This window comes from Nocardioides sp. LS1 (genome assembly GCF_003865225.1).
Classification (GTDB): domain Bacteria; phylum Actinomycetota; class Actinomycetes; order Propionibacteriales; family Nocardioidaceae; genus Nocardioides; species Nocardioides ginsengisegetis.
Map to the genome: position 1 here is coordinate 60,739 of NZ_BIFF01000005.1, position 15,350 is coordinate 76,088.

The 15,350-nt window shown below is 71.2% G+C and carries 14 protein-coding genes and 1 tRNA gene; 5 read left to right on the plus strand and 10 right to left on the minus strand.

Going from position 1 to position 15,350, the window contains the following annotated elements; all coding sequences use genetic code 11:
• Positions 1 to 135 precede the first annotated feature (135 nt).
• Entirely contained in the window at positions 136 to 4,149 is a 4,014-nt protein-coding gene (locus EJF31_RS14470) for a DUF11 domain-containing protein (RefSeq protein ID WP_125037867.1), read from the plus strand.
• 158 nt (positions 4,150 to 4,307) lie between these two features.
• On the plus strand, positions 4,308 to 5,552 hold the full coding sequence (locus tag EJF31_RS14475; protein ID WP_125037868.1) for a hypothetical protein: 1,245 nt from the start codon (positions 4,308 to 4,310) through the stop codon (positions 5,550 to 5,552).
• A gap of 71 nt (positions 5,553 to 5,623) precedes the next feature.
• On the opposite strand, the gene EJF31_RS14480 is transcribed toward EJF31_RS14475, so the two are convergent.
• Genes EJF31_RS14480 through EJF31_RS14490 form a run of 3 tightly spaced genes read right to left on the minus strand, consistent with a single transcriptional unit; the run spans position 5,624 to position 8,676 of the window.
• The gene (locus EJF31_RS14480) at positions 5,624 to 8,032 is read right to left on the minus strand and encodes a penicillin acylase family protein (protein WP_260430877.1); all 2,409 of its coding nucleotides are present in this window, start codon (positions 8,030 to 8,032) and stop codon (positions 5,624 to 5,626) included.
• A 51-nt stretch (positions 8,033 to 8,083) separates the two neighbouring features.
• Positions 8,084 to 8,407, minus strand: a complete 324-nt coding sequence (locus tag EJF31_RS14485) for a co-chaperone GroES (RefSeq protein WP_125037869.1) — start codon at positions 8,405 to 8,407, stop codon at positions 8,084 to 8,086.
• Positions 8,408 to 8,427: 20 nt separating this feature from the next.
• The gene (locus EJF31_RS14490) at positions 8,428 to 8,676 is read right to left on the minus strand and encodes a DUF3618 domain-containing protein (protein ID WP_260430878.1); all 249 of its coding nucleotides are present in this window, start codon (positions 8,674 to 8,676) and stop codon (positions 8,428 to 8,430) included.
• A 44-nt stretch (positions 8,677 to 8,720) separates the two neighbouring features.
• Between EJF31_RS14490 and bcp the strand changes: the two genes are divergently transcribed.
• From bcp to EJF31_RS14505, 3 genes are all read left to right on the plus strand, one after another.
• Positions 8,721 to 9,191, plus strand: a complete 471-nt coding sequence (gene bcp, locus EJF31_RS14495) for a thioredoxin-dependent thiol peroxidase (protein WP_125037870.1) — start codon at positions 8,721 to 8,723, stop codon at positions 9,189 to 9,191.
• 153 nt (positions 9,192 to 9,344) lie between these two features.
• Positions 9,345 to 9,418 (plus strand) — tRNA-Leu (locus tag EJF31_RS14500).
• Positions 9,419 to 9,437: 19 nt separating this feature from the next.
• A complete protein-coding gene (locus tag EJF31_RS14505) occupies positions 9,438 to 10,028 on the plus strand; it encodes a TMEM175 family protein (protein ID WP_125037871.1) in 591 nt (196 codons plus the stop codon).
• Positions 10,029 to 10,041: 13 nt separating this feature from the next.
• Here EJF31_RS14505 and EJF31_RS14510 read toward each other — a convergent pair whose 3' ends face one another.
• From EJF31_RS14510 to EJF31_RS14540, 7 genes are all read right to left on the minus strand, one after another.
• Complete coding sequence (locus EJF31_RS14510; RefSeq protein WP_125037872.1) at positions 10,042 to 10,623, minus strand: 1-acyl-sn-glycerol-3-phosphate acyltransferase; 582 nt, start codon at positions 10,621 to 10,623, stop codon at positions 10,042 to 10,044.
• Positions 10,620 to 11,237, minus strand: a complete 618-nt coding sequence (rdgB, locus tag EJF31_RS14515; protein ID WP_125037873.1) for an RdgB/HAM1 family non-canonical purine NTP pyrophosphatase — start codon at positions 11,235 to 11,237, stop codon at positions 10,620 to 10,622. Before rdgB ends, EJF31_RS14510 begins: the two co-directional genes overlap by 4 nt.
• Entirely contained in the window at positions 11,237 to 11,962 is a 726-nt protein-coding gene (rph, locus tag EJF31_RS14520; RefSeq protein ID WP_125037874.1) for a ribonuclease PH, read from the minus strand. Before rph ends, rdgB begins: the two co-directional genes overlap by 1 nt.
• Positions 11,963 to 11,972: 10 nt before the next feature.
• Positions 11,973 to 12,731 (minus strand): SGNH/GDSL hydrolase family protein, encoded by a 759-nt coding sequence (locus tag EJF31_RS14525; RefSeq protein ID WP_125037875.1) that lies wholly within the window; start codon positions 12,729 to 12,731, stop codon positions 11,973 to 11,975.
• Positions 12,732 to 12,804: 73 nt separating this feature from the next.
• Positions 12,805 to 13,614, minus strand: coding sequence for an ABC transporter permease (locus EJF31_RS14530; RefSeq protein WP_125037876.1), 810 nt, complete (start codon positions 13,612 to 13,614; stop codon positions 12,805 to 12,807).
• Positions 13,611 to 14,525 carry an ABC transporter ATP-binding protein gene (locus EJF31_RS14535; protein ID WP_185736286.1) on the minus strand — a complete coding sequence of 305 codons (915 nt, stop codon included), beginning with the start codon at positions 14,523 to 14,525 and terminating at the stop codon, positions 13,611 to 13,613. Before EJF31_RS14535 ends, EJF31_RS14530 begins: the two co-directional genes overlap by 4 nt.
• Positions 14,526 to 14,593: 68 nt before the next feature.
• Entirely contained in the window at positions 14,594 to 15,349 is a 756-nt protein-coding gene (locus EJF31_RS14540; RefSeq protein WP_125037877.1) for an MBL fold metallo-hydrolase, read from the minus strand.
• Position 15,350 lies beyond the last annotated feature (1 nt).

Genomic DNA, 15,350 nt, shown 5'->3' on the forward strand with positions numbered 1-15,350 from the left:
GCGCAGGTCAGGGCCGCTTTCTATGGATTTCCTCAAGAGCGCTTGAAGGTTGCATCAGGTCCGGCCCGCAGCGCGGTCCCTCGTGACACAGTTCCGCCTGGTCCTCCCTGCACGCGCAAAGATTGGGGCACGCCCGTGCGCACACGTCTCTCCTCCCTGCTCGCCGTCCTCGCGGTCGTGCTGGTCGCCGTCCTCTCGCCGTCCACGGCGTGGGCGGGCACCGGCAACGGCAACAACGGCACCGTCAAGATCGACGGCGCCGACGTCGAGGCCAGCAAGGACAACGACCCGCACGTCGGCTGCGCCTTCAACGTCGAGTGGTACAACTTCGACAAGGGCTCCGACATCGTCTCGACGGTGACGTTCGAGATGCAGTCGCCCACGGGTGACGTCGCCCTGTCGGTCGACGGCGACAGCCGGAAGTTCGTCGGCGCCGACGCCGCGGGCGGCGGCCAGGACCTCGACGGCGTGGAGAAGTACACGCTCAGCTTCTACGGCGCCCCCCACCCGCAGCAGGGCTACCACGTCAAGATGACGACCAGCACGCCCGGCTCCAACGGCACCGACACCAAGTCGAAGGTCTTCTGGGTCACCGGCTGCGCCCAGGCCGCGCCGGCGATGACGCTGACGAAGACGGTCGCCGACTCCGACGACGCGGACAGCATCGGCTCGCTCGGCGAGACCCTCACCTACGCCTTCTCGGTCACCAACACCGGCAACGTGCCGCTCACCAACGTCAAGGTCCTCGACGCCCAGATCCCCTCGCTGCGCACCGCCACGACCTGCGCCACCACCCTCGCCGTCGGCGCCACGGCGAGCTGCAACTTCCCCGACGCCACCCACGTCGTGACCGACAACGACATCGCGCGCGGCTCCGTGGTCAACACGGCGACGGGGTCCGCCAACCCGCCGCTGGGCTCCCCGCTCTCGACGACGGCGAGCGCCACGATCTCCACGCCCGCGACGCCGGCCCTCAAGCTGACCAAGACGGTGCGTGACTCCGACGACGCCGACACCATCGGCTCCCTCGGCGAGACCCTCACCTACACCTTCTCGGTCACCAACACCGGCAACGTGCCGCTCACCAACGTCGTCGTCACGGACAAGAAGATCCCGGCACTGGCCAACGGGGCCACCTGCCTGGGCAGCCTCGCCGTGGGCGCGACCTCGACCTGTACGTCGCTCCCGGCCGCCACCCACGTCGTCACGGCTGACGACGTCGCCAACGGGTCCGTCCCCAACACGGCCTCGGCGACCGCGACGCCGGGCAACGGCGCCGCCCCGAGCACCACTGCCAGTGCGACGATCGCCAGCCCGGCCGCCCCGGCCATCACGATGACCAAGTCGGTCCGCGACTCCGACGACGCCGACACCGTCGCGTCCGAGGGCGAGACCCTCACCTACTCCTTCACGGTCAAGAACACCGGCAACGTGCCGCTGACCAACGTGACCGTCAAGGACGCGATGATCCCCGCCCTGGCGAGCGGCGCGCTGTGCGTGTCCAGCCTTGCGGTCGGCGAGACCACCACGTGCCCCTCGCTGCCCGCTGCCACCCACGTCACCACCGGACCCGAGGCGGCCAGCGGCATCCTCGTCAACACCGCGACGAGCTCAGCCACCCCGCCCAGCGGGTCACCGGTCACCGCCGCCGCGCAGGCCAGCATCGGCACCCGCCCCTCGGCCCCGTCGATCTCGCTGACCAAGTCGGTCCGTGACTCCGACGACGCCGACGCGATCGGCTCCCTGAACGAGGTGCTGACCTACTCCTTCACGGTGAGGAACACCGGCAACGTGCCGCTGACCAACGTGAAGATCACGGACCCGATGATCCCCGCACTCAAGAACGGCGGCCTCTGCGCCGCCAACCTGGCCGTGGGCGCCACCACGTCGTGCCCGCAGCTCGCCGTGGCGACCCACACGGTCACCGCCGACGACATCGCGGCGGGCTCCGTGGACAACACCGCCACCGGCAGCGCGGCTCCGCCGAGCGGCGCCGCGGTCACCTCGACCGCCACCGCCACCATCTCGACCCCGGCCCTGCCCGCCCTGCGGATGACCAAGACGGTCAAGGACTCCAACGACGTGGACTCCATCGGGTCGCTGGGCGAGGTGCTGACCTACACCTTCCGCATCACCAACACCGGCAACGCCCCCCTCAGCAACGTCACGCTCACCGACCCCATGATCCCCGCCCTCAAGGACGGCGTGGTGTGCGCGACGACGCTGGCCGTCAACGCCTCCACGACCTGCTCCGGAGTCGCGGCCCAGCACACCGTGAACGCCGACGACATCGCTCGAGGCTCGGTCGACAACACCGCGACCGGCAGCGGCACCGGCCCCCGCGGCCAGGCCGTCTCGACCACGGCGACCGCGACCATCGCCACGCCGGCCAACCCGGCGATCTCGATGACCAAGGTCGTGGCCGACTCCGACGACGCCGACTCCCTGGCATCCGAGGACGAGGTCCTGACCTACACGTTCACGGTCACCAACACCGGCAACGTCCCCCTCACCGACGTGGTCGTCACCGACCCGATGATCCCCGCACTGGCCGGCGGTGGCGCCTGTGTCGCGACCCTGGCCGTCGGGGCGACGACCAGCTGCCCGGCCCTCCCGACCGCGACCCACCGGGTCACCGCCGAGGAGGTCACCCACCGCACGCTGACCAACACCGCGACCACCACGGCGACCCCGCCCACCGGCGACAAGGTCACGTCGAGCGCCACCGCCACCATCGGCACCATGAAGACCCCGGTCACCCACCCGTCGATCAGGCTGGACAAGGACGTCGCGGACTCCCCCGACGCCGACAGCCTGGCCTCCGAGGGCGAGACGCTGACCTACTCCTTCACCGTCACCAACACCGGCGACGTCCCGCTCACCGACGTGCGGATCACCGACAACCTGATCCCGGCCCTGGCCGGCGGCGCCGCGTGCGTCGCCAGCCTGGCGGCGGGCGAGACGACCACGTGCCCGGCGCTGCCGGCGACGACGTACGTCACCTCCGCCTCCGACGTGGCCAACGGTGCCGTGGTCAACACCGCCACCGTGACGGGCAACCCGGCCAAGGGCTCCCCGGTCACCTCGACGGACTCGGTCACCATCCCGACGAAGTCGAGCACGCCGCCGCCCCCGGGCACCGCGGCGATGAAGATGACCAAGTCCGTGGCCGACTCCGACGACGCCGACAACCTGGCGGCGGCGGGCGAGCAGCTGACCTACTCGTTCACCGTCACCAACACCGGCGACGTCGCCCTGAGCAACGTCCGGGTCACCGACGCGATGATCCCCGCACTCAAGAACGGCGCCCTCTGCGTCGCCTCGCTGCCCGCCGGTGAGACGACCCGCTGCCCCGAGCTGCCGGTCGCGACGTACCTCACGACCGCCGGCGACGTGGGCTCCGGCTCGGTGGTCAACCACGCGACGAGCACGGCCACGCCGGCCACGGGCTCTCCGGTGACTGCTGCAGCGCAGGCCTCGATCGGCACGTTCTCGCCCGACTCCGGCGACCCGACCCACTTCAACTGGGACTGGCGCTACGACGACCCGAGCTGCACCGCGCTCACCGTGACCTACCCGTCCGACCTGCCGGACAACCAGGCCAACGACGTGAACGTCCGGATCGTCACCGACACCGGCGAGTTCACGCTGAACTTCCACGACAACGAAGGCTTCTTCAACGACAACGGCAACACCCACTCGTTCGACTACCTCTCCCACCCGGGGTGGCCGGCCGGCACGACGTCGTACCGCGTCGTGTGGACCCAGGTCGCGGGCACGAACTACCACTGGACGGGCTCGGTGCCCTGCCGCATCAACAGCGACGGCGACCCGACCACCGACGACCAGGTCCAGGCGGTCACCCAGATCACCGGGTGGCGCACCAGCACGGTGACGATCGGGCGGGGCAGCGCCCCGTCCGCGGACACCGTGGACCTCGCCCAGGCCGATGGCGCCCCCGTCGTGCTCCAGCGCCTCGTGAGCGGCCGCTGGACCAGCGTCACGACGGTCACCACCGACGCCACCGACGCGCGCGTGACGTTCCCGAAGCTGACCCGGGCGGGCACCTACAAGTTCCGCCTGGCGGTGCCCGAGACGCAGGACATCACCGGCGCCACGACCGGCGCGTTCACGGTGCGGGTGCGCTGAGCGGAGCGCGGCGCCGCCGCGACGACGACACGTGAGGAACCGGCCCCTCGGGGCCGGTTCCTTGCGTTTCGGACCCGGAACCGAAGGTTTCCTCAAGAGCTGTTGAAGGTTGGATCTGGAACCGTCTTGAGGCGGATCTCCGGTGTCAGAGTCCCCTCATGCGCACTCGACTCGCCTCCCTCGCCGCCCTGGCCGGCCTGGCCACCGCCGGCCTGCTGGCCCCGACCGCCGCCTTCGCGGGCAACCCCGCGGGCAACAACGGCACCGTCAAGATCGACGGCACCGACGCGGACGCCAACGAGAACAACCCGCACGTCGGCTGCACCTTCATCGTCGAGTGGTACGGCTTCGACAAGGGCTCGGACATCATCTCCGACGTCACGTTCGAGAGCTGGGCCCCGACCGCCGACGCCAAGCTGACCGTCGACGGCCAGACCAAGGTCTTCGTCGGCGCCGACGACGCCTCCGGTGGCGGCAGCCTGGCCGGCCTGGACGGCCGCGAGACCTACACGCTGCACTTCGTCGGCACCCCGCAGGCGCAGCAGGGCTTCCACGTGAAGATGACCGTGAACACCCCCGGCTCCAACGGCGCGGACAAGAAGTCGAAGGTCTTCTGGGTCCAGGGCTGCGACGACACCACGACCGACCCGACCGATCCTGGCGACACCACGGACCCGACGGACCCGGGCGACACCACCGACCCGACGGACCCGGGCGACACCACCGACCCGACGGACCCGGGCGACACCACCGACCCGACCGACCCGGGCGACACCACCGACCCGGGCCAGCCGACCAAGCCGTTCGACTGGGACTGGACCTACGCCGACCCCGGCTGCGCGGCGCTGGGCGTGGACTACCCGGCCGACATCCCCGACGGCCAGGCCAACGACGTCAACGTCCGCCTGGAGACCAACGTTGGCCAGGTCAACCTGAACTTCCACAACAACACCGGCTTCTGGGGCGGCACCACCGACTTCGGCTACCTGACCCACCCGAGCTGGCCCGCCGGCGTCACGTCGTACCGCGTGGTGTGGACCCAGGTCGGCGGCACCAACTACCACTGGCAGGGCTCGGTCGAGTGCACGATCGTCGACGGCAAGCCGGTCGGCCGCACGGTGATCTCGGACTTCCGCACCGCGACCGTCTCGGTCCCCCGCGGCTCCTCGGCCCCGACCGACAACGTGGTCCTCGAGCAGGCCGACGACGCCCCGGTGATCCTCCAGACGCTGGTCGCCGGCCGCTGGGTCGACGTCAAGACCGTCGTCACCGACGCGGTCGACGCCCGGGTCACCTTCCCGAAGCAGACCCGGAAGGGCACCTTCCAGTACCGCCTGGCGGTCCCGTCCAACTCCGGGATCACCGGCACCACGACGAAGGCGTTCACCGTCAAGGTGTTCTGACCTCCACGAACGAACGAAGGCCGGCCCGGGGGGAGCCGGCCTTCGTTCATTTCGCCGTCGGCGCGGGTCGCTCAGCCGCGGATGGTGACCCGGCTCAGCAGGTCGCGACGGATCTCGGCCGGCGTGAACGCGAAGTGCACCCACTGCTTGCGCGAGAACATCCGCGTCTGGTCGCTCGACCACGGGTTGGTCGGGTCCTCGGACTGGCCGTAGGTCAGGATCGTCCGGGCGTCGACCCGGCCGCCCGACAGGAACGCGACGGCCTGGATGTGCGAGGAGCCGTAGGTGATGGGCCGGTAGTGGTCCTTGTTCTGCAGCGCCCAACGGGAGGCCAGCGCGTTGGCGTTGCCCGCCGCGTCGCCGGTGCCGCCGCCGAGCGGGATGGCCGGGGCGCCCCGGTCCCCTGCCACCTGGAGCGAGCCCCACGTGGCGTCGAACGCGATGCCCTTGTCGCGCAGCGCCGCGATCGCGTCGCTCATCGCCTGGACGAGCTGCGGGTTGGCGACGTTGAGGTCGCGCGGGGTGTTCAACGGGTCGCTCGCGTCGAAGGGCGTCAGCCAGACCCCCTGGGCGGGGAGCCGCGCGATGAACTCCTCGAAGATCGCGTAGCCCCGGGAGTCGATGTTCGAGTGCCCGTCCCAGTCGTGCAGGGCCTGGCAGGCCTCGGTCTCCCCCGTCGCCGAGCAGAGCGTGTCGAGGTCGCCGTTGGCCCGCATCACCTCGCCAGCCATCACCCGGTTCTCGTGCTCGTGACCACGCAGGCTGCGCGGGGACTCCTTCTTGCCCGCCGCGAGACGGTCCAGGACGTAGTGGGAGACCATCCGGGTGCGCATCGTCCGCTCGCAGCGCTCACAGCCGATGATCCCGGCGTACCCCTCGATCGGCTGGGCCGGGTTGGGCAACCAGTAGGAGTCGTTGGCGTTCATGACCCAGTCGCGCCGGACCTCCATCGGGAGGTTCTTCGGCCCGAAGATCCCCGGGCGCTCGGCGTCGACGTCGGTGCCCCATGCGCAGTCGGAGTCGGCACGGGTGCCGTCGAGCCCGGGCAGGCCGGCCAGCTGGTCGAGGATGCGTCCGGTCGGCGTCATGCAGGCATCGGCGACGGCGTCCGGCACGTTCGGCACGACCGAGTGGTCGGCGTACAGGGCATCGCCGAAGCGGTCGGCGGCGGTCGTGTTGACCCACGGCATGCCGCCGCCGGCGTCCTGGCGCCTGATCAGGTCACGCACGTTGCGGGCCTTGCCCATGTCCAGGAACGTGTCGATCGTGCGCAGCTGCTCGCCGTTGGCGTCGCGGATCGCCCACACGCTCGTGGCCGACCACGGCATCAGCAACGCCGGAGCGTCGATGACGAAGCCCTCGGGGGTCCGGTAGACGTCCTCCTTGACCTTGCCGAGCGTGCCGTCGGACTTGCGGACGGTGACGGTGACGTCGTCGTGCATGAGGTCCTGCGGCCCGGCGTCCGTGACGTACGACGTGGGGCCGGCCGAGCGGTACTCGTAGGGGGTGAACCGGTAGGCCGTGGAGACCGTGTGGCTCCAGGCGACGTTCTTGTTCCACCCGATGTTGACGACCGGCGAGCCGATCAGCGAGGCGCCGGCCACGTCGTAGTGGCCGGGGATCGTCAGCTGCTGCTCGGTGAAGTGGTAACGGCCGCGCCACGGGAAGTGCGGGTTGCCCAGCAGCATCCCCTTGCCGGTCGTGGTCGCGTCGCCGCCGATGGCGGTCGCGTTGGAGCCGAACGGGCTCTCGGGATCCTTGCCGAGCCCCGCGAGCAGCCGGTCGCGGTCGACGGCGGCCGCGGTCGGGTTGGGGATGCCCGGGTCGTCCGGTGCCGGCGGGTCGGCGTCGACGATCTCCTTGACGAACACGCCGCTCGAGGCCAGCAGGTTGGCCAGGTAGACGCCGTACCAGAGGTCGATCGGGCGGGCCCGCTGCTCGAGGTACTTCTTGCCGTGACAGGCCGGGTCGGTCACGCCGCTCGGGCCGACCTTCGCGAGGTACTTGTTGACGCCCGCGGTGTAGCCCCGGACCATCGCCCGGGCCTGCTGCCCCGGCCCCCGGACCTTGTCCGCGAGCAGCTTCTCGACGACGTGGCGCTGGTGCAGGTCCGCGACGAACGCGTCGACCTGGAGGTTGGAGGCGTCGAGGGTGACCTGGTCGTTGTAGGTGCCGTCGGGGCCGAACCACTTCGACCGCTGGCCGCGTGCGGTGATCAGGGTGTCGGCGAGGGTGCACACCGAGGCGCTGGCCGCGGCGTACCCGCTGCCGAAGCCGAGCGAGCCGAAGTTGTCGGCGGTGATGTGCGGGATGCCGTGCCTGGTGGTCCGGATGGTCGCCTCGTACGGCGCGTGGCCGGCGCGGGCTCCGGAGGCGGCGGCGGGCTCGGCGGAGGCCATCGGGCTGGCGGTGGCCCCGAGCGGGGCCAGGGACGCGACCACTGCCAGCACGGGCAGGGCGGTCAGGCGGGAGAGGAACATGTTCTACCCAACGGGCACCGCCGGGTGAGGTTATGGCTCGTTAACCGAGCGTCAGAGGTAGAGGCCCGTCGACTCGTCGGCGAGCCGGTCGGCGGCGACGGCGTGCACGTCGCGCTCGCGCATGACGACGTACAGCTCACCGTTGACCTCGACCTCGGCCTTGTCCTCGGCGTCGAACAGCACCCGGTCACCGACCTCGACGGCCCGCGCGTGCGGGCCGACGGCGATGACCTTCGACCACGACAGGCGGCGAGCGCCCATGGCGGCGGTGGCCGGGATGACGATGCCGCCCGACGACCGGCGCTCCCCCGCATCCTTGTCGAGCTCGACCAGGACGCGGTCGTGGAGCATCTTGATGGGGGTCTTGTCGGTCATGAGGCGGGGCGCGCGGGGGTTCAGCGGGCGATCTTGCGGATGACCGCGAACAGCACGACGACGCCGACGACACCGCCGACGGTCTTGAGGATGTTGTCGGTGCGCGGCTGACCGGTCTGCTGGTCGACGTAGTGGGCCTTGATCGCACCCACCTCGCGGCTCACGATCGTCTTCGGGTGCGAGCGGTAGAGCAACTGGTCGATCGTGGTCGCCAGTCGCTCGCGGGTCTCTTCGATCTCGCGCTCGAGGTCCGACATCTCCTTGGTCACCCGCGCAGGCTATCAATGCGCGGTCGTGTCCTAGGGTGCCGGTCATGGATCGTCTCTCTGCCGGTGACATCGCCCCCGACTTCACCCTCCCCGACGACCAGGGCAACGAGGTCTCGCTGTCCGGTCTGCGCGGTCGCAAGGTGATCGTCTACTTCTACCCCGCCGCCATGACCCCGGGCTGCACCAAGCAGGCCTGCGACTTCACCGAGTCGCTGGAGTCGCTGCGTGGCGCCGGCTACGAGGTGCTCGGCATCTCCCCCGACAAGCCGGAGAAGCTCGCGAAGTTCCGCGACCGCGACGGCCTGTCCATCACCCTGCTCGCCGACACCGACAAGTCGGTGATGACGTCGTACGCCGCCTTCGGCGAGAAGAAGCTCTACGGCAAGGTCGTCGAGGGCGTCATCCGGTCCACCTTCGTCGTCGACGAGGAGGGCAAGGTCGAGCTCGCGCAGTACAACGTCAAGGCCACCGGCCACGTCGCCAAGCTGCGGCGCGACCTGGGGCTCGACGCCTGATCGGTGCGCCGGGGCTGGCGACGCCGCTTCACCATGTGAAGGTGTCGAACCGTCACTTCTCATGGTGAGTTCACCGTGTGAAGTGTCGCTCCACCCACTTCTCATGGTGAAGCGTCGTGGCCGCCCGGCCGACCCTCCTAGACTGACCCCTTCGCGCTCGTAGCCCAATTGGCAGAGGCACCAGGTTTAGGTCCTGGCCAGTGAGAGTTCGAGTCTCTCCGAGCGCACCCTGACAGAATCCCGCACATGCGCACCAGCCGCCTCGAGGCGTTCAGCGACGGCGTCCTCGCCATCATCATCACGATCATGGTCCTCGAGCTGCACCGCCCCGAGGGCGCGACGCTGGAGGACCTCGGCGGCTCGGCGACGAGCTTCCTGACCTACCTGCTGAGCTTCGTCTACATCGGCATCTACTGGAGCAACCACCACCACATGTTCCAGCTCGTACGCCGCGTCGACGGCGCCGTGCTGTGGGCCAACCTCCACCTGCTCTTCTGGCTGTCGCTCTACCCGTTCACCACCGCATGGATGGACGAGACCGACCTGGCCCGGACGCCGCTGGTCGTCTACGGGGTCAACCTGCTGGCGGCGGCGCTGGCCTACTACGTCCTCGTGCTGGCCATCAAGCGTGCCGAGGGACCGGACGGGCCGTTCGCCGAGGCGATCGGGCGCGACGTGAAGGGCAAGGTCTCCCCCTTGCTCTACCTCGCCGGGATCGGCTCGGCCTTCCTGGCCGGCTGGCTGGCGCTGGTCTTCTACGCGGCCGTCGCCGCGATGTGGCTGGTGCCGGACCGACGGATGGAGGCCTACGTCGCCGAGCACGGGCTGGCCGACTGAGTCGGCCGGGGGGTCAGGCCGGGCCCTCCTCGCGCAGCCGCGGCGGGGTGAACAGCTCGGGCCGGATGCCGCGCTTGTCGGCGTAGAAGGCCCGCACCCGGTCCATGTCGGCGACCACGTCGCCGGAGGGAGTGAACGTCGGGCCGAACCCGACGGTCCGAGAGGGCGCGTCGAGGAAGGCCATGGTCACCGGCAGGCCCGTCTGCTGGGAGATCCGCAGGAAGCCGCCCTTCCAGTAGTCGCCCTTGCTGCGCGTGCCCTCGGCGGCGATGCCGAGCAGGAAGGCCTCGTGCTCGTCGGCCTCGGCGAGCAGCTCCCGGATCGTGGCGCCCGGGCTCTGCCGGTCCAGCGGCACGCCACCGGTCGCCCGCAGCAGCGGCCCGAGCGGCCCGCGGAAGAACTCCTTCTTGACCAGCAGCCGGATCTGCACGTCGTTGACCCACGCCAGCAGCATGGTCAGGACCCAGTCCCAGTTGGAGGTGTGCGGCGCCCCGACCAGCACGCCCTTGACCGGAGGCCGGCCGACGGCCTGCCAGCGGGCGAGCCGCAGGAGCAGCCGGGCGAGGTTGCGGCGGACGAAGAAGTGGCGCCTCACGAGGCACCGCCCAGGACCGCGGCGACGCGCGGGGCGATCTCGCGCAGGGCCCGGCCGCGGTGCGAGATCCGGTCCTTCTCCTCCGGCGAGAGCTGCGCGGAGGTCAGTCCCGAGTCGGCGTGCTCGGTGGCCACGAACAGCACGTCGTAGCCGAAGCCACCGTCGCCGCGCAGCTCGCGGATCACGTGGCCGTCCATCCGGCCGTGCACCGCCTCCAGGCCGCCCGCGTGGCAGAGCACCACGGAGCAGGCGAAGTGCGCACCCCGGCGCTCGTCGGGTACGTCGTGGAGCTGGGCCAGCAGCAGCTCGTTGTTGCGGGCGTCCGACTTGGGCGGGCCGGCCCACCGCGCCGACAGCACCCCCGGCATCCCGTTGAGCGCGTCCACGCAGAGGCCCGAGTCGTCGGCGAGCGACGGCAGCCCGGTGACCTCGAAGCCGCGTCGCGCCTTGAGCAGCGCGTTGCCCTCGAAGGTCGGCTGGTCCTCGATCGGCTCGGCGTAGGCCGCGACGTCCTCGAGGCCCAGGACGACGACGCCCGGGACGAACTGCCGCAGCAGCCGCTCCATCTCCTCGATCTTCTTGCGGTTCCTCGAGGCGAGGAAGACCTCGGACATCAGTGCGAGAGCGCGTCGGACTGGATGCTGGTGAGGTCGGCGCAGCCCTTCTCCGCCAGCGCGAGCAGCGCGTCGAGCTCGGCCCGGTCGAAGGCCGCGCCCTCGGCGGTGCCCTGCACCTCGATGAACTTGCCGTCGCCGGTCATCACGACGTTCATGTCGGTCTCGGCGCGCACGTCCTCCTCGTAGGGCAGGTCGAGGCGCGGGACGCCGTCGATGATCCCGACGCTGACGGCGGCGACCGAACCGGTCAGCGGCTCACCCTTGAGCGCGCCCGTGGAGCGCAGGTGGGTCACGGCGTCCGCGAGGGCGACGTACGCGCCGGTGATCGCGGCCGTGCGGGTGCCGCCGTCGGCCTGGAGCACGTCGCAGTCGAGGACGATGGTGTTCTCGCCGAGCGCCTGGTAGTCGATGACGGCGCGCAGCGAGCGCCCGATCAGGCGGCTGATCTCGTGGGTGCGGCCGCCGATCCGGCCCTTGACCGACTCGCGGTCCGAGCGGGTGTTGGTGGAGGCGGGGAGCATGGCGTACTCCGCGGTCACCCAGCCCAGGCCCGAGCCCTTGCGCCAGCGCGGGACACCTTCGGAGGCCGACGCGGCGCACAGCACGCGGGTCTTGCCGAACTCGACCAGCACCGAGCCCGCCGCGTGGTCCAGCCAGTTGCGGGTGATGGTGATCGGGCGGAGCTCGTCGTCGGCGCGGCCGTCGGCGCGGGAGGCAGTCATGGGCCCGAGACTAGTGCTGCAGCGCGAGCCGCACGGCCCAGGGGCCGAGGTCCCGGGCCCGGCGCTGCATCCACGGCGCACCCTCGGTGACCAGCCACGCCAGGTCGCGCCGCCAGCTCGGGGCGATCCCGCCCTCGGCGAGCAGGCTGGGCAGCTCGAAGTCCAGGCCCTCGCGCCGGAGCAGGCCGCCGTAGAGGTGGGCCATCGCCCGGTGCCCGAGCTCGGAGGGGTGCAGGCGGTCCACCGACCAGAACGCCCGGGTGGTGACCTCCGGCCGGCTCGCCAGGTCGATCCGGATGCCGCCGTAGGTCGCGTGCACCTCGTCGTAGACCGCGTTGACCACCTCGATCCGCGCCCACAGGGGCCGGCGCAGCACGCCGGGCAGCCCGAAGACCGCGCCGTGGTCGTGGAAGCGCGCCGTCACCAGCAGCGCCCCCGCGTCGTGCAGCGCCTCCGCGCACTCCATCAGCTCGGCCCGCAGGCGGGCGGGGTCCCACGTCGAGCGCATCGTGTCGTTGACGCCGACGATCAGCGAGGCGATGTCGGGGGCGTGGTCGACGGCGTCGGCGAGCTGCTCGCGGTGCACGTCGAGGACCGTCGCCCCGGAGACGGCCAGGTTGCAGAAGGACACGTCGTACGACGTCCCGAGGGCCTCGGCCAGCAGCCGGGCCCAGCCCCGCCACCCGCCGGGGACCGGGTCCCCGATGCCGAACGTCGTGCTGTCCCCGAGGGCGGCCAGTCGCAGGTAGCCCGAGCCGTGCGTCTGCATGCCTCCAGCGTGTCCGGCGCGGGTACGCCGCCCCGCCGTGCGGGTGACGTGTCCCGCAACGGTCGGTGAAGGGCTACTTCACCTCGGCGCGCAGGATCCGCCAGATCCCGATCGCGAGGGGCAGCGCCAGCCAGATGAAGCCGCTGACGAACAGGTGGGCGTAGTCGTCGCCCTTGAGGGACATGTCGAACAGCGGCTGCTGGGCGGCCTGGAAGTCGATCCACGGCGCGACGTCGGAGAACCACGCCATCAGCGCACTGCCGAGGGCGAACAGCCCGGGCAGCACCCACTTGTAGACGAAGAACAGCACGATCGCGCCGGGGGTGTTGAGCAGCAGCGTGGCCAGGGCGAAGCCGCCGAGCATCGCGAGGGTCTGGGTGATGACGAAGCCGAAGAAGCCCGACCAGCCGAACGTCCAGTCCGACCCGTTGCCCTGGATCAGGCCGTAGAGGACGTTGCACACCAGCCCGACCACGAGCGCGAACACCACGACGAAGCCGGTCAGCATCAGCCCGGCGATCAGCTTGGCGGCGACCACGTGGGCGCGCCGCGGCTCGAGGGTGAAGGTGACCATGGCGGTGCGCTGGGACCACTCGCTGGTCACCAGCATGATGCCCAGCACCGGCAGCAGGATCGAGGAGACGAACGCCGCCCCGCCCACGAAGTCGCCGTAGGTGGACTCGATGTCCTGCACCGTCACGACGATCAGCGCGATCGTGTCGGCCACGAGCGCCAGGATCATCGTGATCCCGATCAGCCACCAGCCGGCGCGCGTGTCGTAGGTCTTGCGCAGCTCGACCGCGACGAGGCGGGTGAAGGGCACCGGGGCGGTGCCGCTGATGTCGAAGGTGGCCGGGGTCGCGTGGGCCGTGGGGGTCGTCATGCCGGCTGTCCTTCCGGGAGCTGGTCGCGCTGGGTGTCGGAGGTGAGCTCGAGGAAGAGGTCCTCCAGGCCGCCCTCCCCCGAGCGCAGGTCGGTGAGCACGATGCCGTGGTCGAGCGCGGCGCGGCCCACGTCGGCGGGCTGGGTCTCGACCTTGAGGCCGTCGCCGGCGTGGGCGACCGCGTGGCCGGCGGCGCGCAGGGCCTGGGCCAGCCTGTCGTTGTCGAGCGAGGTGACCAGCGTCGAGACGTTGCCGGCGCCGGCGAGCAGCGACTTCTTGTCGCCCTGCGCCACGATCCGGCCGTGGCCGATCAGGATCATCTCGTCGGCGATGATCTCGACCTCGTGCAGCAGGTGGCTGGAGAGCAGCACTGTGCCGCCGCGCTCGGCGTACCCCTTGAGCAGGCCGCGCATCCAGCGGATGCCGGCCGGGTCCAGCCCGTTGGCCGGCTCGTCGAGGATCAGCACCTGCGGGTCGCCGAGCAGCGCGTGCGCGATGCCGAGCCGCTGCCGCATGCCGAGGGAGTAGTTGCGGACCCGCCGCTTGGCCTCCTTCTCGTCGAGGGAGACCAGCGCCAGCATCTCGTCGACGCGCGCGTCGTCGAGGCCCATGGTGCGGGCGCCGAGGGTGAGCACCTCGCGGCCGGTGCGGCCCGCGTGCTGGGCCGAGGCGTCGAGCAGCACGCCGACGTGGCGGCCGGGGTTGGGGATGTCGTGGTAGTCGTGGCCACCGATCGTGACGCGGCCACGGGTGGCCGGGGTCAGGCCGACCATGACCCGCATGGTCGTGGTCTTGCCGGCGCCGTTGGGCCCGAGGAAGCCGGTGACGCGGCCGGGCTGGCACTCGAAGCTGATGTCGTCGACGGCGACGAAGTCGCCGTACTTCCGGGTGAGGCCCTCGACCGTGATCATGGGCCCCAGCCTGCCCCATCCGGGCAAGGCTGCGCACACGACTTGCGTGAACGTCCGGGACTGTCTCCTCAGACCTCGCGGACCATGCCCGGGTGGGCCAGCGTGGTCGGGCCGTCGTACAGCTCGGTGGCCTCGCGGAGCGCAACCTCCCGGTCGTGCCAGGGCGGCACGTGGGTGACGACCAGCGACCGCGCGCCGGCGCGGGTCGCCACGGCGCCGCAGTCGGCGCCGGTGAGGTGCAGGCCGTCGGGGTTGTCGCCGCCGACCACGAAGGACGCCTCGGCCAGGAGCAGGTCGGCGTCGCGGGCGACGCGGTCCAGGCCGAGGCAGGGCGCGGTGTCGCCGCTGTAGGCGAGGGTGCGCCCGGCGGCGGTGATCCGCAGGCCGTACGCCGGCACGGGGTGCTCCACCGGCACCGGCTCGACCGCGAAGGGGCCGAGCTGGAAGGTGCCGTCGTAGGCGCGGAAGTCGAACTCCTCGGTCATGCCGGGGTCGACGGGCAGGTCGTAGGCCCGCGCCAGCCGCTCGGCGGTGCCGTCGGGGCCCCACACCGGGATCCGCGGCTGCGGGCCGGAGGGGTGGTACTTGCGCAGGACGTAGTAGCCGCACAGGTCGAGGCAGTGGTCGGCGTGCAGGTGGCTGAGCAGCACCGCGTCGATGGCGAGCGGATCGGCGTGGCGCTGCAGCGCGCCGAGCGCGCCGTTGCCCAGCTCGACGAGCACCCGCCAGGTGCGGCCGTGGTGGTCGGCCTCGAGCAGGTAGCAGCTCGCGGGCGAGTCGGGTCCGGGGTAGGACCCGGAGCAGCCGACGACGGTGAGCCTCATC